Source organism: Janthinobacterium tructae (genome assembly GCF_006517255.1).
Classification (GTDB): domain Bacteria; phylum Pseudomonadota; class Gammaproteobacteria; order Burkholderiales; family Burkholderiaceae_D; genus Janthinobacterium; species Janthinobacterium tructae.
In genome coordinates this window covers 4,403,703-4,426,090 of sequence record NZ_CP041185.1, presented here as the reverse complement: position 1 = coordinate 4,426,090, position 22,388 = coordinate 4,403,703, and the positions used below count along the sequence as shown (strand labels likewise).

Sequence of the window (22,388 nt, the reverse complement as noted above, 5' to 3'; positions counted from 1 at the left end):
ATTTCTGGATCAGGGATGGATCACGGCCAGGGGATTGCCCGGTCCCGGTGGCGGCAAGATTTTCTGGCGGTCGCGCGATAACAGGGTGAAGGCGCCCAGGGTGTCCGGTCCGGCGACGATTTCCAGCTGCTCGCGCTGCAGCCAGGTGCGGATTTCCGCCTCGGTAGCCTCGGCGCGGAACAGCACGCGCGTGCGCACGCCCGTCTCGACGCCGCTGCCGCCGTTGCGGAATTCGGCATTGCCGACGACCGCATTCTCTTTCGGCAGGAACAGCCACGCCGATTGCACCAGCATCACACTGGCGGCCACGGCCGTGACGAGCTTCAGCCAGCGGTTCGCATTCGCAGCCCTGACTGGCGTGGCTAGCGGTGCCAGAGCATCGGCCGAAGCGATCTGCAACTGCTGCAGTCCCTGGCGCAGCAATTGCCGGTACGCCACGCGGCCATCCTTGCCCAGTTCGCTCGACAATGGCGTGCCCGTCAGCGCATAGTCGTCACCGGGCAAGGCCACGCGGGCGATCACGCCCGGAGCTGCGGTGGCCCGATTCGCGCGGCCATGCGTTTCCAGCCAGCGCGCCGCCTGCAGGCGCTCCTGGCTGAACACGCCCAGGCAGGCGCCCAGGTCCGTCACGGCCAGGGTCACGGGCATGTCGCACAGCACCAGGCCCGCGCGCGGGTCGGCGGGCGCGTCGCGCTGCTCGACCACCAGGCCGCAGGCATCCGCATACGAAGCATCTGGCGTGACGAGCCAGCCGCGCCAGCGCTGCCGCGAGCTGTCCCAGGCATCGAGCAGCACGGCGCCAAAGCCGGGACAGCGCGCCAGCAAGTGGATCTGTCCGCCCGCGATGGGCCGCGCGGCCAAGGGCGCGGCATCGCTGCGGCGCGCAAAGCGTTGCATTAAGTGTTCCGGCACGGCAATGCCGCGCCAGTCGGGGGTATCGCCGCTCACCTCCGCGTCCAGCAAGTCGGCGGACGATGGGGCAGATGGCAGGCGCGCGGCAACGATGGCCAGCGAGGGCGTCAATGCAGTCATGCCGGTGGCCTTTCATCAGGGTTCGGGGAGGTGGCTATCGGGTCCAGCTGCAGGGATAACGCGGCCAGGCACAAGATATCCAAAACTATTTGCGCCGCCTGCATGTCGCGCGCGGTCAGGGCATCGCCCACGCGCAGCTTGAGCAGGCTCAAGACCCAGCTGCCCAGCAAGGTCGCGCGGTGGGCCGGTTCGACGATCTGGCGCCCCGCGCTGTCCGCGTCACCCTTCTGCCGGTGCACGAGGCCCAGCTTGCCGCCGTGGTAATGCGCGGAGGCGATCTGCTCGGCCAGTTCCTTGACGGGCATGCCGCCGCAGCCGCAATGGCGCAGCAGCAAGATCAAGTCACGCGGCAAGGCGGCGATAAACACGTCGGCCGCCTCGCGCACTTGCCGTGGCGTCAGCTGGTAGTCGCGCAGCGGTTCGGCATAGGCGTCGGGCGCCGGCAAGTCGCAGCCCTCTTGCGCATCGGCATCGTCGTCATCACGCTGCTTGCGCAGCTGGTCGATGATGAAGCGCTTGAAGTACAGGAACAAAGCACCGACGTGGTGGGGCGCCGCATCGCTGTCGCTGTGCAGGACTTTTTCGATGAAGAACTGGTGGCGCAAATCCGCCAGGGAATCACCGAGCGACGCCGCCTCGCGCGGGCGGCATGGGGTCAGCGCGGCGATGACGCGCTGGTAAAACTCACCCAGTTCGCCTTGTGTCAGCTGATGGCGGCGCGCCCAGAAAGCATGAATCCGTTCAAATTGTTCCGATTGCACAGCCGGTCCGATCGTGTGTTGGGGCGCGGCACGCGCCACTGGCCGGCGGCGACGTGCACCGTGCGCTGGCCAGACAAGAGAAACTTGTCAGTAAGGTAAAATGCATTTAAGCAATTTTCTCATATCACAGTAAAAATCGCTAACTTTTGTTACTTTCACGACAATTCCCGAGAAACCCATGCATCGCCTGATTCCCCTGTTTTTCAGTCTGCTCTTTTTACTGGGCAGCAATGTCGCGCACACCGCCGTGCCAGCGGCTCCCAGCAAGCGCATCGCCCTGGTAATCGGCAACGCGGCCTATCCGCAGCCGCTATTGAATCCCGTCAACGATGCGCGCGCCATGGCCGAGCGCCTGCGCCGCCTGGGCTTTGAAGTGCTGTTGCGCACGGACATCACTGCGGCGCAGCTGCAAAAGGCGTCGGCCGAGTTTTCCACGCAGGCGCGCGGCGCCGATATCGCCCTGGTGTTTTACGCGGGCCACGGCGCGCAGGCGGGCGAAGCCAATTACGTGCTGCCGTTGGGCGCCAACATGAATGCGCTCAGTGCTGCCGCCATCGCCGCGCAGGGCGTGTCCGTTTCCAGCCTGGCGGGCGATTTGCAGCGCACGGGTGCGCGCGGCGCCGTGCTGATCCTCGACGCTTGTCGCCAGGAATATACGCGCGGCGGCGCCGTGGTGGTTCCCGGCGGCGGCAATGCGGCCAGCCACGGCTTTGCCGACACGCAAGCGCCACGCGGTGTGGTGATCGCCTATTCGGCGGGACCGGGCGCCCTGGCGCGTGATTTCTGGTCGCCCGATTCGCGCAACAGCCCCTACACGAGCGCCCTGCTCGACGCGCTCGATGCGCCGGGCTTGCCGATGGGCGACGTCTTCTCGCAAGTGGCGGCACGGGTCGCCGCGATGACACACGATGTGCAAAAACCGCGCGTCTCGTTCGGCGAAACGTCGGCGCGCCTGGTGCTGAACATGGGCAGCGGCAAGGGCGTCAGCCAGCCGACGCCGGGCGTGCTGGCTTCCGGCAACAACGGCATGCGTGCCCCCGTCCCAGCACCAGCGCCAGCGCCCGCCACCACCGCCTCTGGCGCGAAAATATGGCCAGGCAATGTCTTACAAGACATCAACTATGAAATCCGCATGCAGATCGCGGCGCGCCCGTTTCCCCGCCAGCAGCTGGAAAAGCGCGCACGCGGCGGTGATCTGGTGGCGCTGACGGCCCTCGGCTATGGCATCGGCGGCGGCGATGCCGGCGTCAAACAGCCGAAGGCGGGCATGCAGTGGCTGGAAAAGGCGGCCGCCAAGGATTTCCCGATTGCCCAGACCTATCTGGCCGAATTGCTGATGGTCAAGGGCGATCCCGCCTCATTAAAACGCGCCGGCGTGCTGCTGGACGCCGCCTCGCAAGCGGGCTACAGCCCCGCCCATGCGTATAAATTCGACCTGGCGCGGCGTACGGGCGCGCCGCCGCAGGATGCGGCCCGGCATTTGCAGGATGCCTTCATGGGCTTGATGAAGGATTACCAGGGCGCCGCCAAGGATGTATTACAGCCGCCGAAAAAATAGTTTCAAATAATTTTGGATTTCCCTGAACTGCCCCCGTTATCCGTGGGTACATGCAATACAGCATGACAGTGACCAGGGAAATCCCATGCAAGCATCCAGCCCAGCAGCAACCATTACCACCGGCCAACGGGGCCGCATTCTCGCCTACCAACCTAGCGGACAAGGTTCCGTCAGCGTGGCCGGTATTCAACATACCTTCGACGTGGCCACGCACTGGCGTTCCGACGTGGCGCCCGCCATCAACGCCGTCGTCGACGTGCGCTTCGATGACGCAGGCAGCCTTGCCACCGTCAGCGCCGTGGCGACGCAGCAACTGGCACAGGAAGACATGGCCATCGCGGCGAAACTGGCGCGCGACAAGGGCCAGCAACTGTGGGGCCAGGCCGTCTCGGCGCTGGGCATCAAGGTGCTGGCGACTCTTGGCGTGCTGATCGCCGGCGCCTTTATCTTCAACACCATCGGCATCCGCCTGTTCGCCTCCGTCTCGCGCACTTACTGGCAGCTGCTGGGCCTGTCCGCCGACAGCCTGGAAAGCTTTGCCCGCGATGGCGGCGGCGGTTTTACCTCCGCACAATTCTTTTTCCTGCTGGCCATTGCCGGATGCTGCGCCACCATGGCCAGCAATAGCCCGAAAGCGGCGCTGGGCAAGTGCGCGCCCCTGCTGTTCGTCGTCATCCACAGCAGCTTGCTGTTCATCAAGATCAAGGGCGCCGTCAGCGATGCGGGCAACGCCATGGGCGGCATCATGGGCAGCCGCGCGGCCCGCATGGCCGAGCAGATGGCCAGCGAAATGCTGGGGCAAGTGTGGCAAGGCTTGTCGTTCGGCATCGGCTTTTATCTGGTGCTGGCGTCTTCCATCGTCCTGGCCGCTTACGGCGTCGGCGAATACAAACGTAAAACCATCGGCTAAGTCACCTCACACATTCACTAAAGGAAATATCATGAACCGTACCCTCCCCGCCCTGCTTGCCATCGCCGTGATCCTGTCCGCCTGCGGCAAGACCGACACCGCCACGCCGGCCGCCTCCGCCCCCGTCGCCGCGAATGTCGCCGACATGGCCGCCAAGGCGCAAGTCAAGGCGGCCGCCGCCAGCCTGCCACAAGCGGACCCGGCCACGCCAACGTCCAGCTATGTCGACATCACCAGCGGCAACCAGTTGATGTACAGCTACATCGCCCTGTCCGGCGTGCCGCCCGACTATGCGGCAGTGGCTCAGCGCATCTCGCGCGAATATGCAGGCAGCAACGATGCCTTCCGCAAGCAGGAAGTGCTCGACGCACTGAAACCGCAGATCGACGCCAAGGTCACTGAAGCCAAAACGAAACGCTACCTGCGCTACCAGATCAATGGCCAGGGCGCGCTGTCGCCGTACGCCATGGACAAGGCCGCCTTCCCCGCGAAGTTCGCCGACGCGGGCACGTATTACTACATGTATGACAACGGCGACTACAAGCTGGCGTTCACGAATGGCGACGGCTACTCGCTGCTGAAAGTGGACCAGGAAGCGGCCCGCAAGATCGAGGCGGCGCGCAGCGGCTACAAGGACTTCGCCATCGTCGTGTATGCCTACGCCCAGGAAGCGGACATGGCCAGCAACCAGGTCAAGGCGCAGATCGTCAAGGTGGCGATCAAGCTGAACGGTCAGGAAATTCCCGTCAGCCAGGCGCTGTAGAACGAGCTCGGTTACACTGTTCGCCACATTGCATCGGGATAGTGACATGGGCGAACAGACACTGGCGGAACAACAGCTGGCCAAGGGCCGGCAACTGCAGCAGCAAGGCAAGCTGATCGAGGCGATCAACGCTTACCAGGCCGCGTATAAACAGGACCCGGCCCTGGCCGAAGCGCAGCATTTCCAGGGCCTGGCCATGCTGGAGCTGGGCCAGGGCACCATCGGCCTGGGCCTGTTAAAACTGTCGCTCAGACAACAGCCCGACAATGCCCTGTTCCACTACAACCTCGGCAATGTACTGCGCGGTACAGACAACGAGGCGGCGCTGGCCAGCTACGCCACGGCGGCGCGGCTGGCGCCGCACGAGCACGATTTCGCCATCAGTCACGCGGAATTGCTGCTGGGAAAACAGCGGCTGGCGGAGACCATCGCCGAACTGGAACGGGCCCACGCCCTGCGCCCGCAGCGCTGGCAAACCCTGCAGGGCCTGGCCGAGCTGTACTACCGCACGGGACAGCAGGCACTGGCGCTGGAGCGTTACGCGCAAGCCCTGGCGCTGCATCCGGCGCTGGCGCACACGTGCCGTATCGGCTTTGCCAGCCCGCAAGCGGAACAGACAGAAACGCTGACACCGATCAACGTCGCGCCATCGCTGCAGGACTTCTTGCGCGAAACGGATTTGCACATCCTCGACGATTTCCTGCCCGACCCGGCCGCCTGGCGCGCCCAGGCACTGAATTTGCCGTTCGAGCAGCAGCGCTATGCGGGACAGAATTATCCGGGCAGCCAGACAGCGGGCCAGCCCAGTCAGGCCATCATGGAACGCATCGCCACGGCGCTGGGCCGCCCCATCCGTTTCATTTCGCCCGACAATGGCTCGTATCGCCTCAGCTATGCGGATGCCATGGCACGCACGGATATCCACGTGGACAATGAGACGGGCAACAATTTCAATTTCTATGCGGGCGTGCTGTATCTGAACCCGCCCGAGCAGTGCCAGGGCGGCACCACCTTCTGGCGCCACCAGCCCAGCGGCTGGTACCGGCGCTTGCCCGAGGCGGACGTAAAAGCGGGCGGCTATGCCAGCTTCAAGGATTTCCAGAAACGCTGGCTGCCGAACAGTAAAGTACAGAAATTCAACGACTTGCAGGAACAGCGCGACAGTTGGCAAGCGCTGCTGGAAGTGCCGATGCGTCACAACCGATTGATCGTCTACAAGGGCCACTACTTTCACTCGATCAGCAATGTGTTTGGCGACACGCCGGAGAATGGCAGATTGGTACAGCTGTTCTTTTTTGAAGTGCCCGATTGAGCATGCTGCGCGGGTATTGTCGGATGACGCCCTGCGGGCTAATCCGACCTACCATGTGGCGTAGGTCGGATTAGCGGAACGCGTAATCCGACAACACCAGCACGGCACTCAATACATATCCGCCGCCGTGGCGCGTACCGCTTTCAACAGCATATCCGCCCCCGGCGACAGCAGATGATCCTGCTGGCGGATGATGCCGAACGCATCCATCTTGCATGGCAATTCGATGGGCAAAATGCTCAGCACGTTCAACGATTCGTAGTAATGCGCCACTTCCGTCGGCATCACGTGCAGCGAGTCCGTTTGCTGCAGCAGGGATGTGATCAGCAGCAAGGCGGTGGTGTCGACGACGTCGACGGGCGGCTCCAGGCTGGCGCGGCGGAACATCATGTCGAAGCGGTGGCGCAGGATGCTGCCTTGCGGCGGCAAGATCCACGGCTGGCCCGCCAGGTCCTTCAATTGCAAATTCTTGCGCGACAGCAGAGGGTGGCCATTGCGCGCCACGGCGCTGGCTGGCTCTTCCGTCAACTCTTCGTAGATGAGTCCCGCGCTGCTTTCCTTTTCCAGAATGCGCCCGATCATGAAATCGAGCGTGCCATGCTGCAGCATGTCCATCAGGGTATTGCTGTGCTCCAGGTGCACGCCGATGCGCATCAGCGGCGCCTGCTGCTTGATGCGGGCAATCGCACGCGGCAGCAAGGCCATGGCCGGCGTCATGATGACGCCCACTTCCACCTGGCCCGTCAAGCCCGATTTGAGCGCGACGATGTCGTCATGCGCCAGCGACAGGCTCGTCAGGGCCATGCGCGCGTGGCGTATCATCGTCTCGCCGTAGATGGTCGGCTCCATGCCGCGCGGCAATCTGTCGAACAGGCGCACGTCGAGCATCTCTTCCAGGTCCTTGATTTGCTTGGACGCGGCCGGCTGCGTCATGTGCAATTCTTCCGCCGCGCGGTGGATGTTGCGCTGTTCGTCAAGGGCGATCAGGAGCAGCAATTGCCGCGTCTTCAGGCGGGCTCGCAAGAACCAGTTGGGGTTGAGGGTATCCATGAATAAATCATATCATGATCGATATCAGTTTTAACTCAATATCGATATTCCAGATATCGGTGTGTCTCCTTTTTGAGCGTCGTCAAACTGCGTTCACAATGCCTTGCAGGCAGCGCTGGGGTTGGCTGCCGGGCCAGCCGTTTGATGGATGAATTCGATCGTGCCATCGGGCTTGTATTTCAGCTCTTCCACAGCCACGGAGCGCCGGTATTCTCCGCCGCCGGGCAACTTGTCGTTGTGATAGAAGATGTAGGACTTGCCGTTAAATTCGATGATGGCCTGGTGGATGGTTTTCACCACGGCATTCTTGTCCATGATGGCGCCGCGGAAATGCCACGGCCCCGTGGGCGTCGGCCCCGTCGAGTACGCCGTTTCTTCGGGGAAGTTGCGCGAGTACGACAAGTAATACGTGCCCGCATGCTGGTGCATATACGCCGCTTCCGTGAACGCATCCATGCCGAAGGTCAATATCGGGCCATCGAGCTCCATCATGTTGGCTTTCAGCTTGGCGTATTTCAGGACCGTGTTGCCCCAATAAATGTAGGCCTGGCCATCCGTATCGATGAAAACGGCCGGGTCGATGTCGTCCCATGGAATCGCCGTCTGTTGCGTCATGTCGTTCGTGATCAGGGCGCTGCCGCGCGCGTCGACGAACGGCCCGGTCGGGCTGTCGGACACGGCCACGCCGATGGCCTTGCCGGGGATGGTCTTGTGGTCGACGGTCGAGTAAAAATAATACTTGCTGCCACGCTTGACGATGTCGCCGGCCCACGCATCCTTGCCGGCCCAGGCAAACGTGGAAAAGCGCACGGGCGAGCCGTGGTCCGTCCAGTTGGCCATGTCGCACGAGGAATACACGCGCCACTCATTCATGCGGTAATCCGTGTCGGTAGCGCTCGCTTCATCGTGGCCGACGTACAAATACACCCTGCCATTGTCGACCAGCGCGGCCGGATCGCCCGTGTAGATATCCTTGACGATGGGGTTGGCCGCCGGCGCATTGACTGCAATACAGGCGAGCACCGCCGCCATGCCGATGGCTGCGGCACGTTTATTCTGCTTCAACATCAATTAACTCCCGTTGGTATGTTTCTGGCCCATGGCCATCAGTCTTTGCACGACGCAAAAGACAAACAGCAAGCCGCCGATGACGATTTTGGTCCACCACGAGCTGAGCGTGCCGTCAAAGGCGATCAGGGTCTGGATGGTACCGAGCACCAGCACGCCGGACAAAGCACCGGCCACATAGCCATAGCCGCCGCTGAGCAGGGTGCCGCCGATGACGACGGCGGCGATCGCGTCCAGTTCCGTACCTTGCGCATGCAAGCCATAGCCGGACAGCATGTAGAACGAAAACAGCACGCCGCCGAGCGAAGCGCAAAAGCCGCTGAAGGCGTAAATGAAAACCTTGGTGCGGCCGACAGGCAAGCCCATCATCAGGGCCGACTGTTCATTGCCGCCGATAGCATACACGGCGCGGCCGAACGGCGTGGCATGCGCCAGCCAGATAGCCAAAAGCAAGGTGACCACGGCGATCACGACGCCGGGCGAGACAAAACCACCGAGAAATTGCAGTTGCGTCTGCGACATGGCCACGAACAGCGGGTCGGTGATGGTGATGGAATTGATGCTGATCAAGTAGCACAGCCCGCGCGCCAGAAACATGCCGGCCAGGGTGACGATAAAGGGCTGCAATTTGAAATAATGGATCAGCGCGCCCATGCCGGCGCCAAACACGGTGCCCAGCGCCAGCACGCTGGCGATCACCAGCAGCGGCGGCCAGTGCGCCACGTTCAGCAGCCAGGCGGCGATCATGGTCGACAGGGCCAGCACGGACCCGACGGACAAATCGATGCCGCCGGAAACAATCACAAAGGTCATGCCGACGGCGATCACCAGCAAAAAGGCGTTATCAATCAACAGGTTAAAAATGACCTGCGTCGACAGCAGGCCCGGGTAGGCGGCGCCACCCAGGCCCAGCATCGCCACCAGCAGCAGGACGGTGACGAGCGAGGTGAAATACGGGGTGTGCAGCAAGCCCTTCATGCTTTTCTCCGATGCAGCAATTGCTTGAACTCCGACGATTGCGACAGGCAGACGAGGAAGACGACGACCGACTTGACGACCATGTTCACCTCGGGCGGCACGCCCAGCGAATAAATCGTGTAGGTCAGGGTCTGGATGATGAGCGCGCCTATCATGCTGCCCACGAGACTGAACTTGCCGCCCGCCAGGGACGTGCCGCCCAGAGTGACGGCCAGGATGGCGTCCAGTTCCAGCATCAGGCCCGCGTTGTTCGCGTCGGCGCTCTTGATGTTCGAGCTGATCATCAGCCCCGACAAGCCCGCGCAGGCGGCGCAAAACACGTAGACGAAAAAGATCAATGTCGCCGTCCTGATGCCGGCCAGGCGCGCGGCGACGGGGTTGATGCCGACGGTCTGGATGAACAGGCCCAAAGCGGTTTTCCGCATCAGCACGGCCGTGATGAGGAAAACGGCCGCGACGAGGAACAGGGAAAAGGGCAAGCCGAACAGGTAGCCGCTGCCGATGAAAAAGTACGGCTGATAGTAGACGGTGACGATCTGTCCATCCGTCAGCAGTTGCGCCAGGCCGCGCCCCGCCACCATCAGGATCAGGGTGGCGACGATGGGCTGCAAGCCAAGACCGGCCACCAGCACGCCATTCCAGGCGCCGCACAGCAGGGCCGCGCCCAGGGCGGCCGCCAGGGCCCAGCCCATGGGGATATTGCTCACGTAGGTCGGCACGCCGTTGTCCATCACCATGGTGCCGCCGATCAGCATGGCGGCCACGGTGCCGGACAGGGCCACGACGGCGCCCACGGAAATATCGATGCCGCGCGTGGCGATCACCAGGGTCATGCCCAGCGCCGCCAGCATCAGCGGTGCGGCGCGGTTGACGATGTCGATCACGCTGCCGTACAGGTGGCCGTCGCGGATTTCCAGATGGAAAAAGCCGGGGATGGCGAAGAAGTCGACCAGCAACAGCAGCAATAACGCGGCCAGGGGCCGGCTCAGGGGGTGATGCAAGACACTCTGCAACATGGAAGCATTCGTAAGGGAAGCCGGACGCGCCAGTGGCGCGTCCGATGGCGTGGATAAACTCATGTGGCGTCTCCGGCGATCACTTGCAGCACGGAACTGTCGTCCAGCTCGCCGCGCGCATAGTCGCCGCAGGCCTTGCGGTCGCGCATGACGACGATACGGTCGCTGCAGCGCAGCACTTCCGGCAGTTCGGACGAGATGAACAGGATGGCCATGCCCTTGCGGCACAGCTTGCTGACATAACTCATGATTTCCTGCTTGGCACGCACATCGATGCCGCGCGTGGGCTCATCGAGGATCAGCATGGCGGGCGAGGTCACCAGCCAGCGCGCCAGCAAGGCCTTTTGCTGATTGCCGCCCGACAAGCTGCCGATGGGCGTTTCGATGCTGGCCGTCTTGATGCCGAGCGCTTTCACATACTCGTCGGCCAGCGCCTGCTGGCGCTTGAACGGAATGGCGCGCAGCAAGCCCGTGCGGGCCTGCAAGGCCAGGATGATGTTTTCGCGCACGGACAGCGACAGGATCGCGCCCTCGTGCTTGCGGTCTTCCGAGCAGAAGCCGATATCGCGCGCAATCGCGTCGCGCGGCACGTGGAACTGGCGCGGCTGGCCCTGCATGCTGATGCTGCCCGAGTCGGCCTTGTCGGCGCCGAACAGCAAGCGCGCCAGTTCCGTGCGGCCCGACCCCAGCAAACCGGCCAGGCCCAGCAATTCACCCTGGCGGATGTGGAAATCCATGGGCAGCAAGGCGCCCTTGCGGCCCAGTCCCTGCGCTTCGAGCACAGTCGGACCAAAGCTGGCGGCGTCCGCGTCTTGCGCCAGATCAAGCTCTTGCGCAACGGTGTCAGCCGCCACACCGATCATCTTGTTCACCAGCGCCAGGCGCGACAGCTCGCTGCACGCATATTCCCCCTCGCGCTCGCCGTTGCGCATGACCGTAATGCGGTCGGAGATGGCATAGGTCTGGTCGAGAAAATGGGTGACGAACAGGATCGCCATGCCCTGCTCGCGCAGGCGGCGCAGTACGGAAAACAGCAGATTGACTTCCGCCTCATCGAGGCTGGACGTGGGTTCGTCGAGGATCAGCACGCGGGCCGAAATATTCAGCGCGCGCGAGATGGCCACCATTTGCTGGATGGCCAATGGAAAGCTGGACAGTTGCGCCGTGACATCGATATCGATCTGCAATTGCAGCAGCAAGGCACGCGCTTGCTGCTGCATGGCACGCCAATCGATGATGCCAAAGCGGCGCGGGTAGCGGCCGATAAAAATGTTTTCCGCCACCGACAGGTTCGGGCACAGATTGACTTCCTGGTACACGGTGCTGATGCCGAGCGCCTGCGCGTCCGACGTGGACGCGGGGGCGATGGCTTTGCCGTCAAGCAAAATCTGGCCGCTGTCGGGCGTGTAGACGCCCGTCAGCACCTTGATCAGGGTCGACTTTCCGGCGCCGTTTTGCCCCATCAGCGTGTGCACTTCGCCCGGATACAGGCGCAGGGCAACGTCGCTGAGGGCTTTGACGCCGGGGAAGGCTTTACTGATGCCGCGCAACTCCAGCAAGGGAGCTGGCGCGGCCATGTGATGCGCTTGCGTCTTCATCATGCGGCAAGCTTAGTACTTACGGTTCGGAAATTCCTTGGCGGCCACCTCGGCAGGGAACACGCCTTCCACCGTCGTGATGCGCGCCGGCACGGGTTTACCGGCCACCACATCGCGGGCGATGGACATCAATTGCGGGCCCAGCAGCGGGCTGCATTCCACGGTGACGTTCAGCTTGCCGGCGATCATGGCCTCGAACGCGCCTTTCACGCCATCGATGGAGATGATGATGATGTCCTTGCCCGGCTTCATGCCCGCCTCTTCGATGGCCTGGATGGCGCCGATGGCCATGTCGTCATTGTGCGCGTACAGCACGTTGATCTTCTTGCCTTCGGCTTTCAGGAACGCTTCCATCACTTCCTTGCCCTTGGCGCGCGTAAAGTCGCCCGTTTGCGAACGGATGATCTTCAGCTTCGGATTCTTGCCGATGACTTCCTGGAAGCCTTCCTTGCGGTCGATGGCCGGCGCGGAACCGACCGTGCCTTGCAGCTCGACGATGTTCAAGGTGGCGTCCGGGGTTTTCTTGGCGTGCTCGAGCAGCCATTGGCCCGCGCGGCGGCCCTCTTCCACGAAGTCGGAACCGATGAAGGTCACGTACAGCGATTTGTCGGCCACGTTGACGGCGCGGTCCGTCAGGATGACGGGGATCTTGGCGGCCTTGGCTTCGCGCAGAACGGTATCCCAGCCCGATTCGACAACCGGCGAAAAGGCGATCACGTCGACTTTTTGCGCGATGAACGAGCGCAGGGCCTTGACCTGGTTTTCCTGCTTTTGCTGCGCATCGGCAAATTTCAGGGTGACGCCATCTTTCTTGGCGGCATCCTTGATGGAAACGGTATTGGCGGTGCGCCATTCGCTCTCGGCGCCTACCTGCGAAAAACCCATGACGAGGGGCTTGGCGGCGAAGGCGGACGAGGTAGCGAAGGTGGTGGCGGAAAAGGCCAGCAGCATGGCGCTGGCGAGGAGGGTGCGGCGTGTCAATGTCATTCTTGTCTCCAGTTTTTTTGGAATACCATCACAGCCGGATGCCGGATGGGCGGTTTTTTATGAACCCATGGTAGGAGAAAGCAACATAGCCATCCAATCAATTCTTTTTCGCTTGCGATACCGATTTGCGTATCGCCTGGCACACCGCTCCTGGCCCCTTAGTGTTTGGCAGCAGGCAATTCGCGGCTTTGATAGCGGTGCAAATCGCGCGCATCGACTTGCGGCCAGCCATCCTGGTCCCACGTCATGGGCAGGATCTTGAGCTTCTGCAAGTAATTGTCCGCCGTCTCATACGCGTGCAGCACCAGGTAATCCTTGCCGTCAAACGTGTACGCGCTGTTGTGGCCCAGGCCTTGCCAGTCCTTGTCGCCCTGCAGCACCACGGTGCCGCCGCCCTGCGCCATGTCGCGCCCGTTCTTGTCCAGGTAAGGACCTGTCACACTTTTCGAACGCCCCACTGCCAGGTGATACGTGCTTTTTTCCTTCTGGCAACACAAGCCCCACGAGACGAACAGGAAGTAATCGTTACCGCGCTGGAAGATGAACGGCGCCTCGATTTCCTCGGGCGCGGGCTTGAATTCGCCCGCGCGTGGCGGCAGCGGTGCCCGGCGCGCCAGCGAGTGCCACTCTTGCGGTTCCGCAATACGGGTCCAGTCTTTGTTGAGTTTCACCAGCTTGATGCCGTTCCAGAACGAGCCGAACGACATCCACGGCGTACCGGCCGCATCGGTGATGATGTTCGAGTCGATGGCGTTCCACTCGTCGCGCTCGGGCACCGACTGCAGCAGCATGCCCTGATCGACCCAGCGGTAGTCGGGCGAACGGGGATTCAAGGTGGTATTGACAGTCACGCCGATGCCGGACGTGTTCTTGCCGAAGCCGGAGACCGAGTAGTACAGGTAATACTTACCGTCATGAAATTGCACGTCGGGCGCCCAGATATGGTCGTCAAACGATGGCGCCGCCGTCCTGGCCCAGGTCGGCTGGCCCGCGAACACGCGCCCTTCCGGCTGCCAGTCGCGCATGTTTTTCGAGCTGTAGAAGGTGATGCCGGGGCCCGTGCTGTACAGATAGTACGTGTCGCCTTCCTTCGCCATCACGGGGTCGTGCACGCTGACCTGGGCCGCCTGGACGGGGCTGAAGGCAAGCATGGCCGCCAAGGCCATCATTGTTGAAAATTGCATCGTGTTCTCCACATGGCCAGCCGGCCCGTCATGCGGGCCGGCTGGATACATCAACATCGGCAGGTTTATTCGACCGCCACCACCACCACGGCCTTGGCCGGCACCGACACCGTCAGCTTGCCTCCTTGCGCCTTGGCATTGAACGCCACCGGCTGCACGGCTTGCGGTTGCGCAAAGCTGTTGACGGCATCCATCTTGCCGGCGGTCAGCACGCGACCTGTCACGCTGGCCACTTGCTTGCCCGCCAGCGCCACATTGACGTCGACGGCCTTGTGCGGGTTCGTGTTGACCAGCGACAGATACACCTTGCCATCCTTGGCGCGCGCGGCCGAGGCGCTCACTTCAGGAATGCTGACCTTGCCCAGGCTGTACTTGCCATTACCGCTAATGGCGACCGGCAGGGCCGTGGCGTCCTGGAACGGCACGTACATTTCAAACGCGTGATACGTGGGCGTGAGGAAATATTTGTCCTTGTCCGTGATGATCATGGCCTGCAGCACGTTGACCATTTGCGCGATATTCGTCATGCGCACGCGGTCAGCGTGTTGGTGGAAAATATTGAAATTCAGGGCCGCGACGAGCGCATCGCGCAAGCTGTTTTGCTGGAACAGGAAGCCCGTGTTGGTGCCCGGTTCCACGTCGTACCAGGTGCCCCATTCGTCGACGTACAAGCCCGTCTTTTTCGAGGGATCGTTCTTGTCGATAGCAGCGAGATTGTTCTTGATCAAGCTGTCGATGCGCAGGGTGCGGCTCAGCGTGGAAATCCATTCATTTTCGCCAAAGCCCGTGGCCGCGCCCTTCTTTTCCCAGATACCGGTCGGCACCGTGTAGTAGTGGAAACTGATGGCATCCATCATGTTCGGCTTGATTTCGCGGCTCAGCGTACCGGACCAGCTGGTGTCGTCGTCATTGCCGCCGCTGGCGATGAATTTCGGGCGCGCGCTTTCCGGCGTCTTCATGAAGGTGTGATAGTGCTTGTACAGGTCGGCGTAATATTGCGGGCGCATATTGCCGCCGCACCCCCAGGCTTCGTTACCGATGCCAAAGTAATCGACTTTATACGGCTGCGCGCGGCCATTCTTGCGGCGCAGCTCGGCCAGGGTCGACTTGCTGTCCGAGGTCATGTATTCGAGCCACTCGGACATTTCCTGCGGCGTGCCGGAACCGAGGTTACCGTTGATATAGGTTTGCGCGCCCAGCAGCTCGGCCAGGTCGAAGAATTCATGCGTGCCGACGGCGTTCGACTCTTCCACGCCACCCCAGTTGGTGTTGACCTTGGTCGGACGCTTCTCGCGCGCGCCGATGCCGTCCTTCCAGTGGTATTCATCGGCAAAGCAGCCGCCCGGCCAGCGCACCAGCGGCACGTGCAACTGCTTCAGCGCGCCCAGCACGTCATTGCGCCAGCCCTTGGTATTCGGGATCGGCGAGTCCGGCCCCACCCACATGCCTTCGTAGATACCCGTGCCAAGGTGCTCGGCGAACTGGCCATACACGTTCTTGTTGATCACGGGACCGGGCCTGGCCACGTCGATGGTGACCTTGACGGGCGCGGCAAAGGCGCTGCCGACGGCCATGGCCAGGCTGAGGGCCACGATGCGGGTATGAATGAATTTCATGCTGTCTCCTGTTTTTGAGTGAAAAGCAAGGGCCGGGATCACTCCCGGCAATCTGGAATGGCGATGCCTCTCCTGCCGCAGGGTTGGGGCGGCAAGAGGGGTGTTTCAGGATCGGAGTTGCCGGTCAGTACCGGCGCGAATAAACGGCGCGGCGGCGCTTACACCCAGCCGGCATCAACGATGAATTCCTGGGAGGAGCACATCGCTCCGTCATCGGAGGCAAGGAACAGCACCATGGCGGCGATGTCCTGTGGCATCAGCTTGCTTGGCAAGCATTGGCTTTTCTTGATCTCCGCTTCCGCCGCCTCGTCGACCCACAGCTCGATCTGGCGCTGCGTCATGACCCAGCCCGGCGTGACCGTGTTGACGCGGATATTGTGGGCGCCATAATCGCGCGCCAGGCCCCGCGTCAGGCCCACGACGGCCGCCTTGGTGGTGGCGTAGACGGGGTAGCCGCCCGACTTCATGTGCCAGGAAATCGAGCTGACGTTGATGATGGAACCGCCGCCCCTGCGCTTCATGCCCTCGAAGACGGCCTGGCACGTGAAGAACATGGGACGCTGATTGATCGCAATGCGCTCGTTCCAGTATTCCAGGGTGACGTCCTGCGCCTGATGGCGCTGGTCGTTGGCGGCATTGTTGACGAGGATATCGAAGTCGCCCAGCTCGCCTGCCAGTTCCGCCATGACGGCTTGCAGCGACGCAATATCCGTGATGTCGCAATGGCGGAACAAGGGCGCCGTCAGACCCGCTTCGGCCAGGCGGCGGCACAAGGCCTCGCTCGCGTCCACGGCAATGTCGACAAACGCCACCAGCGCGCCCTGGGCGGCAAACTCCGCCACCAAAGATTCGCCGATGCCGCTGCCGCCACCCGTGATGAACACGCGCTTGCCCTGCAAGCTGCCATATTTCGCCAATTGCTTCATCTTGTCTCCGCCTGTGTATTTTTTATGATTAAAGTTTGCCTAATACGCCATCGTGACGGCGCCAGATCCCCAGCGGATTATCATCGCGCAGCGACTCCGGCAGCAAGTCCTGCGGCAGGTTCTGGTACGACACGGGGCGCAGGAAGCGGTTGATGGCCGCCGTGCCAACCGAGGTGCTGCGGCCGTCCGACGTGGACGGGAACGGGCCGCCGTGCACCATGGCCGTCGACACTTCCACACCCGTCGGGAAACCGTTGGCCAGGATGCGGCCCACGCGGCGTTCCAGCACGGGCAGCAAACGGCGCGCATCAATCACGTCGCCGGCATCCATTTGCAGGGTGGCCGTCAACTGGCCTTCCAGGCTTTCCGTGATCGCCAGCAATTGATCCATGTCGCGGCACGCCACCAGCAGCGAGGCGGGACCGAAGACTTCGTCGCGCAGATCGTGCTTGCCCAGGAAAGCCTCGCCCGAGGTGACGAACAGGGCGGCGGCGCCCTTGCCTTCCTCGCCAGCATTTTGCACCAGCGGCGTCACGTCGGCGTGCTGCGCCAGCGCGGCCACACCCTTCGCATAGCTGCTGGCGATGCCTGCCGTCAACATGGTGGCGGCGGGCGCGGGTGCCAGCGCTTCGGCGGCAGCGGCGGCAAAGGCCGTAAAGTCGGCGCCTTCCAGCCCCAGCACCAGACCGGGATTGGTGCAGAACTGGCCCACGCCCATCGTCAGCGAGGCGGCAAAGCCGCTGGCAATGGCCGCACCACGGGCAGCCAAGGCTTGCGGCAGCACGAACACGGGGTTGATGCTGCTCATTTCCGCATATACGGGGATCGGCTGCGCACGCTCCGCCGCCACCTTCATCAGGGCGATGCCGCCCGAACGCGAACCCGTAAAGCCGACAGCCTGGATGGCCGGGTGCGCCACCAGGGTTTGGCCGATGCCATTGCCCGTGCCCGTCAGCAAGGCGAACACGCCGGCCGGCAGCTGGCAAATGGCGATGGCTTTGACAATCGCGCGCGCCACCAGCTCGGAGGTGCCTGGGTGGGCCGAGTGGGCTTTCAGCACGACAGGGCAGCCGGCCGCCAGAGCCGAGGCCGTATCGCCGCCGGCGACCGAGAAGGCCAGCGGGAAGTTACTGGCCGCAAACACGGCGACGGGGCCCAGGCCGATCATGCGCAAGCGCAAGTCTGGACGTGGCGGCACGCGCTCGGGCAAAGCCGAATCAATGCGCGCATCGGTCCACGAGCCTTCGCGCAGCAAGCCGGCGAACAGTTTTAACTGACCCACCGTGCGCCCGCGTTCGCCTTCCAGGCGCGCGCGCGGCAAGCCGCTTTCCGTCATGGCGCGCACGATCAAGTCGTCGCCCAATTCCAGGATTTGCGCGGCGATGGTGTCGAGAAAATCGGCGCGCTGCGCATCGCTGGTGGCGCGGAAGGGGTCGAACGCGGCCTGTGCCAGGCGGCATGCCTCGTCGATTTGCGCTACGTCCACCATGTGGAAGGCAGGCGCGATATGCGCGCGCGCGGCCGGGTCCCAGGCTTCGAAGGAGCCGCCATTGCCCTTGACGGCGACGCCGCCGATCAATGCATCACCGGTGATATTGAAACTCATAATGTGCTCACTTTCGCAAATTCGGTTGGGAAGACGTCGAGGCGGTTGCGCAGGGCGGGGCCAAAGGCCCGCGCTTCGATTTCAAAGGTTTCGCCCGGCGCCACGCTCACGCCATCGGCAAAGCTTAACGTCGCCGTGCCAAAAAAATGCACGTGCACGTCGCCAGGGCGCTTGAACAGCGGATACTTGAAATGATGGTGTTCCAGGTTGGCAATCGTGTGCGACATATTGTCTTCGCCGCTGACAAAGGCCTTTTCCCAGCGCACCTTGCCGGCCGCATCGAGCACGCGCGAGGCGCCATCGATGTGCGCGGGCAATTCGCCCACCAGCAGGGCCGGTCCCACGCTGCACATGCGCAGCTTCGAATGGGCCAGGTACAGATAGTTCTGGCGTTCCGTGACGTGGTCCGAGAACTCATTGCCGATGGCATAGCCGACCCGGTACGGCTGGCCATCGTCGCCGATCACGTACAGGCCGGCGATTTCCGGCTCTTCGCCGCCATCGAGGGCAAAGTCCGGCATGCGCAGCGGCTGGCCGCTGGCGCGCACGATGGAGCCGTCGCCCTTATAGAACCACTCGGGCTGGGCACCGGCCGTGTCATCGGCCGGCTTGCCGCCTTCCACACCCAGGCGGAACATTTTCATCGAATCGCTCAGGGAATCGGCATCGCCGCCGATCTTCTTGTGCATGGCGTCACGCGCGCCGGCGCTGCCCAGGTGGGTCAGGCCCGTGCCCGTCACGTAGCAGTGCGCTTCATCGGCGTGGTCGAGCGGAGGCAACACACGCCCGGCAGCGGCCACGTCCGCATAGACATGCGTGGTGTTGCCGACGGTGGCGTTGACCAGCTCGGCCAGGCTGACCTTCTTGCGGATGGCGTCTTGCGCCAGCGCATACGTCGTGTTGTAGCCTTCGATGACGCGGATGAAGTCATCTTGCAGCAGGCCGACGAGGCGGCCGCCATGTTCATTCATAAATTGCAGCAACAGCATAATTGTCTCCGCTTAATGTGAGTGGCGCGGCACGGCGGAACCGCGATTGCCGACCAGGAAGTCGAAATCGCAGCCTTCGTCGGCCTGCAACACGTGTTCGATGTACAGCTGCTGGTAGCCGCTCTTCGGCCCGGGCGCGCTGCCCAGCTCGCGCTTCGCCAGGCGCTCCGCGATTTCCGCGTCGCTGATGTCGATGTTCAGGCTGCCGGCGTGGCAATCGAGGGCGATCATGTCGCCATCGCGCACAATGCCCAGCGGTCCACCGGCCATGGCTTCCGGCGCCACGTGCAGCACGACGGTGCCGTAGGCGGTGCCGCTCATGCGCGCATCCGAGATGCGCACCATGTCGGTGATGCCTTGCGCCAGCAGTTTCGGCGGCAAGCCCATGTTGCCCACTTCGGCCATGCCCGGATAGCCTTTCGGGCCGCAATTTTTCATGACCAGCACGGAGTCGGCATCGACATCGAGGTCCGGATCAAGGATGCGCGATTTGTAATGTTCAAAGTCTTCGAAGACGACGGCCTTGCCCCGGTGCTGCATCAGATGCGGCGAGGCGGCCGACGGTTTCAAGACGGCGCCGCGTGGCGCCAGGTTGCCGCGCAACACGCAAATGCCGCCATCGGCCAGCAGCGGGTTGTCCAGGGTGCGCACCACTTCATCGTTGTAGATCGGCGCTTCGACGCAGTTGTCCCAGATCGATTTGCCGTTGACGGTCAGCGCATTCTTGTGCGGCAACAAATCGCCCTCGCCCAGGCGACGTATCACGGCCGGCAAGCCGCCCGCGTAGTAAAACTCTTCCATCAGGAAACGGCCCGACGGCAGCAAGTCGACGATGGTCGGCGTGCCACGGCCGACCTTGGTCCAGTCTTCCAGCTCCAGCGGCACGCCGATGCGTCCGGCAATCGCCTTCAGGTGGATCACGGCATTGGTGGAGCCGCCGATGGCCGCGTTGACCTTGATGGCGTTTTCAAACGCCTCGCGCGTCAGCACTTTCGACAGGCGCAGGTCTTCATGCACCATTTCAACGATGCGGATGCCCGACATGTGCGCCAGCACGTAGCGGCGCGAATCGACGGCCGGGATGGCCGCGTTGTGCGGCAACGAGGTGCCCAGCGCTTCGGCCATGCTGGCCATCGTCGAGGCCGTGCCCATGGTGTTGCAGGTACCGGCCGAGCGCGACATGCCCGATTCGGCCGACATGAACTGGTGCAAGGTGATGGAACCGGCCTTCATCTGCTCGTGCAACTGCCACACGGCGGTGCCGGAACCGATGTCCTTGCCGTTGAGTTTGCCGTTCAGCATGGGGCCGCCGCTGACGACGATGGTGGGAATGTCGACACTGGCAGCGCCCATCAGCAGCGCTGGCGTGGTCTTGTCGCAGCCGACCAGCAGCACGACGGCGTCCATCGGGTTGCCGCGGATCGATTCTTCCACGTCCATCGAGGCCAGGTTGCGCGTCAGCATGGCGGTGGGGCGCAGATTCGATTCGCCGTTCGAGAAGACGGGAAATTCCACGGGGAAACCGCCCGCTTCCAGAATGCCGCGCTTGACGTGTTCGGCCAGCTGGCGGAAATGTGCATTGCAAGGGGTCAGTTCGGACCAGGTATTGCAGATGCCGATGATGGGTTTGCCGTGAAATTCGTGGTCAGGGATGCCCTGGTTTTTCATCCAGCTGCGGTACATGAAGCCATTCTTGTCCTGCGAGCCGAACCACTCGGCCGAGCGCAGGGCCACCTTCTTTTTTGTCTCAGACATGCCATTCTCCTGGTTGTGCCATGCCGGATCTAAGGTCGTCGGCCCGGGCAGCGATGTTGGAATACTAAAGAATCCTGCCATGCCTTTCCAATCAATTTTTAATGCGTTCCGATATCGAAAACGATATGGCAATGCCGTAATGAAAACGCCCTGCGGGCGCATGGCGGCAGGGCGTGGGCTGTTTTGGCTGCAGTGCTTACTCGGTGGAAAAGCGGTACACGGTTTGCGTCTGATACACCTGGCCCGGGCGCAAGATGGTGTTCGGAAAGTGGGACTGGTTCGGCGAATCCGGGAAATGCTGGGTTTCCAGACACAGCGCGCCACGGTAACTGTGGGCGCGCAGCTTGCCGTGCTGGCTGCCGTCGAGGAAATTGCCCGAATAAAACTGCACACCGGGCTCCTGCGTGTACACCTGCATCACCCGCCCCGAGAGGGGATCGCGCACGCTGGCGGCCAGCTTCAGCCCTTGCTCCGCCTGATGATTGAGCACAAAGTTATGGTCGTAACCGCGCCCGATGCGCAGCTGTTCATGCGGCACATCGATGCTGTCGCCGATGACGGTACTCTGGCGCAAGTCGAACGGCGTGCCGGTCACGTCCGCCAGTTCGCCCGTGGGTATCGATCCCGCATCGACGGGCAGATAGCGGTCCGCGTTGATCGTTACCTCGTGGCCAAGGATACTGCCCTGCCCCGCCAGGTTGAAATAGCTGTGGTTGGTCAGGTTGACGGGTGTGGCCTGGTCCGTCACGGCGTGGTAGCGCAGGCTCAGCGCGTTGTCGTCGTCCAGTTCATAGGTCAGCGTCACGTCGAGCTTGCCCGGGTAGCCATCTTCGCCGTCCGGGCTGCTGCGCGTGAACGTGATGCCCACGGCGTCATCCTTCGTGAACGGCGCGGCCTGCCACATGACCTGGTGAAAGCCCTGATTGCCGCCATGCAGGTGATTCGGCGCATTGTTGACGGCCAACTGGTAATCCTTGCCATCCAGACTAAAACGCCCCTGCGCGATACGGTTGCCAAAGCGGCCGATGACGGCGCCCAGGAAAGCGCTATTGGCCAGGTAGGGCTCGATGCGCTCGAAACCCAGCACCACGTCGGCAAAAGTGCCGTCGCGGTCGGGCACGTGGATTGCGCTGATGATGGCGCCAAAGTCGAGCACCTTCACTTGCATGCCCTGGCGGTTCGTCAGGGTAAAGACCGTCACGGGCTGGCCGTCGGGCAGGATGCCGAACGGCGCTTGCGTCACTGAAACAGTATCAACTGGGGTCATGGCGTCGGGTCC

Annotated in this window: 19 protein-coding genes; 4 read left to right on the top strand and 15 right to left on the bottom strand. The window is 62.7% G+C overall.

What is annotated here, in order from left to right:
• Positions 1-9: 9 nt before the first annotated feature.
• Entirely contained in the window at positions 10-1,032 is a 1,023-nt protein-coding gene (locus FJQ89_RS19375) for a hypothetical protein (protein WP_141171355.1), read from the bottom strand.
• On the bottom strand, positions 1,029-1,793 hold the full coding sequence (locus FJQ89_RS19370) for a hypothetical protein (RefSeq protein ID WP_141171354.1): 765 nt from the start codon (positions 1,791-1,793) through the stop codon (positions 1,029-1,031). Before FJQ89_RS19370 ends, FJQ89_RS19375 begins: the two co-directional genes overlap by 4 nt.
• A gap of 178 nt (positions 1,794-1,971) precedes the next feature.
• Between FJQ89_RS19370 and FJQ89_RS19365 the strand changes: the two genes are divergently transcribed.
• The 4 genes from FJQ89_RS19365 (at position 1,972) to FJQ89_RS19350 (ending at position 6,336) form a co-directional block, all read left to right on the top strand.
• Positions 1,972-3,351, top strand: coding sequence for a caspase family protein (locus tag FJQ89_RS19365; protein WP_141171353.1), 1,380 nt, complete (start codon positions 1,972-1,974; stop codon positions 3,349-3,351).
• 85 nt (positions 3,352-3,436) lie between these two features.
• A complete protein-coding gene (locus FJQ89_RS19360; RefSeq protein ID WP_141171352.1) occupies positions 3,437-4,261 on the top strand; it encodes a hypothetical protein in 825 nt (274 codons plus the stop codon).
• A gap of 31 nt (positions 4,262-4,292) precedes the next feature.
• Complete coding sequence (locus FJQ89_RS19355; RefSeq protein ID WP_141171351.1) at positions 4,293-5,024, top strand: hypothetical protein; 732 nt, start codon at positions 4,293-4,295, stop codon at positions 5,022-5,024.
• 46 nt (positions 5,025-5,070) lie between these two features.
• A complete protein-coding gene (locus FJQ89_RS19350) occupies positions 5,071-6,336 on the top strand; it encodes a DUF6445 family protein (protein WP_141171350.1) in 1,266 nt (421 codons plus the stop codon).
• A 108-nt stretch (positions 6,337-6,444) separates the two neighbouring features.
• Here the strand turns inward: FJQ89_RS19350 and FJQ89_RS19345 are convergent, their stop codons facing one another.
• The 13 genes from FJQ89_RS19345 to FJQ89_RS19285 all read right to left on the bottom strand — a co-directional run bounded on the left by FJQ89_RS19345 (position 6,445) and on the right by FJQ89_RS19285 (position 22,376).
• Entirely contained in the window at positions 6,445-7,386 is a 942-nt protein-coding gene (locus FJQ89_RS19345; protein ID WP_035823672.1) for a LysR family transcriptional regulator, read from the bottom strand.
• A 93-nt stretch (positions 7,387-7,479) separates the two neighbouring features.
• Positions 7,480-8,454, bottom strand: coding sequence for a glycoside hydrolase family 43 protein (locus FJQ89_RS19340; RefSeq protein ID WP_141171349.1), 975 nt, complete (start codon positions 8,452-8,454; stop codon positions 7,480-7,482).
• Between the two features lie 3 nt (positions 8,455-8,457).
• Positions 8,458-9,432 (bottom strand): galactofuranose ABC transporter, permease protein YjfF, encoded by a 975-nt coding sequence (yjfF, locus tag FJQ89_RS19335; RefSeq protein WP_141171348.1) that lies wholly within the window; start codon positions 9,430-9,432, stop codon positions 8,458-8,460.
• On the bottom strand, positions 9,429-10,448 hold the full coding sequence (locus tag FJQ89_RS19330) for an ABC transporter permease (protein WP_243136582.1): 1,020 nt from the start codon (positions 10,446-10,448) through the stop codon (positions 9,429-9,431). The genes yjfF and FJQ89_RS19330 overlap by 4 nt, the downstream gene beginning before the upstream one ends.
• A gap of 59 nt (positions 10,449-10,507) precedes the next feature.
• Positions 10,508-12,049: a sugar ABC transporter ATP-binding protein gene (locus FJQ89_RS19325; protein WP_243136133.1), complete on the bottom strand. Its 1,542-nt coding sequence runs from the start codon at positions 12,047-12,049 to the stop codon at positions 10,508-10,510.
• Positions 12,050-12,058: 9 nt separating this feature from the next.
• Entirely contained in the window at positions 12,059-13,033 is a 975-nt protein-coding gene (locus FJQ89_RS19320) for an ABC transporter substrate-binding protein (protein ID WP_071079903.1), read from the bottom strand.
• Positions 13,034-13,191: 158 nt separating this feature from the next.
• Positions 13,192-14,217 carry an arabinan endo-1,5-alpha-L-arabinosidase gene (locus tag FJQ89_RS19315; RefSeq protein WP_141171346.1) on the bottom strand — a complete coding sequence of 342 codons (1,026 nt, stop codon included), beginning with the start codon at positions 14,215-14,217 and terminating at the stop codon, positions 13,192-13,194.
• Between the two features lie 65 nt (positions 14,218-14,282).
• Positions 14,283-15,833, bottom strand: a complete 1,551-nt coding sequence (locus tag FJQ89_RS19310; protein WP_141171345.1) for an alpha-N-arabinofuranosidase — start codon at positions 15,831-15,833, stop codon at positions 14,283-14,285.
• A 158-nt stretch (positions 15,834-15,991) separates the two neighbouring features.
• Complete coding sequence (locus FJQ89_RS19305; protein ID WP_141171344.1) at positions 15,992-16,759, bottom strand: SDR family NAD(P)-dependent oxidoreductase; 768 nt, start codon at positions 16,757-16,759, stop codon at positions 15,992-15,994.
• Positions 16,760-16,787: 28 nt separating this feature from the next.
• Positions 16,788-18,365, bottom strand: a complete 1,578-nt coding sequence (locus tag FJQ89_RS19300) for an aldehyde dehydrogenase (NADP(+)) (protein ID WP_141171343.1) — start codon at positions 18,363-18,365, stop codon at positions 16,788-16,790.
• The gene (gene araD1 / locus FJQ89_RS19295) at positions 18,362-19,354 is read right to left on the bottom strand and encodes an AraD1 family protein (protein ID WP_141171342.1); all 993 of its coding nucleotides are present in this window, start codon (positions 19,352-19,354) and stop codon (positions 18,362-18,364) included. The genes FJQ89_RS19300 and araD1 overlap by 4 nt, the downstream gene beginning before the upstream one ends.
• A gap of 12 nt (positions 19,355-19,366) precedes the next feature.
• The gene (locus FJQ89_RS19290; protein ID WP_116742930.1) at positions 19,367-21,109 is read right to left on the bottom strand and encodes an IlvD/Edd family dehydratase; all 1,743 of its coding nucleotides are present in this window, start codon (positions 21,107-21,109) and stop codon (positions 19,367-19,369) included.
• Between the two features lie 196 nt (positions 21,110-21,305).
• Positions 21,306-22,376, bottom strand: a complete 1,071-nt coding sequence (locus FJQ89_RS19285) for an aldose epimerase family protein (protein ID WP_141171341.1) — start codon at positions 22,374-22,376, stop codon at positions 21,306-21,308.
• Positions 22,377-22,388 lie beyond the last annotated feature (12 nt).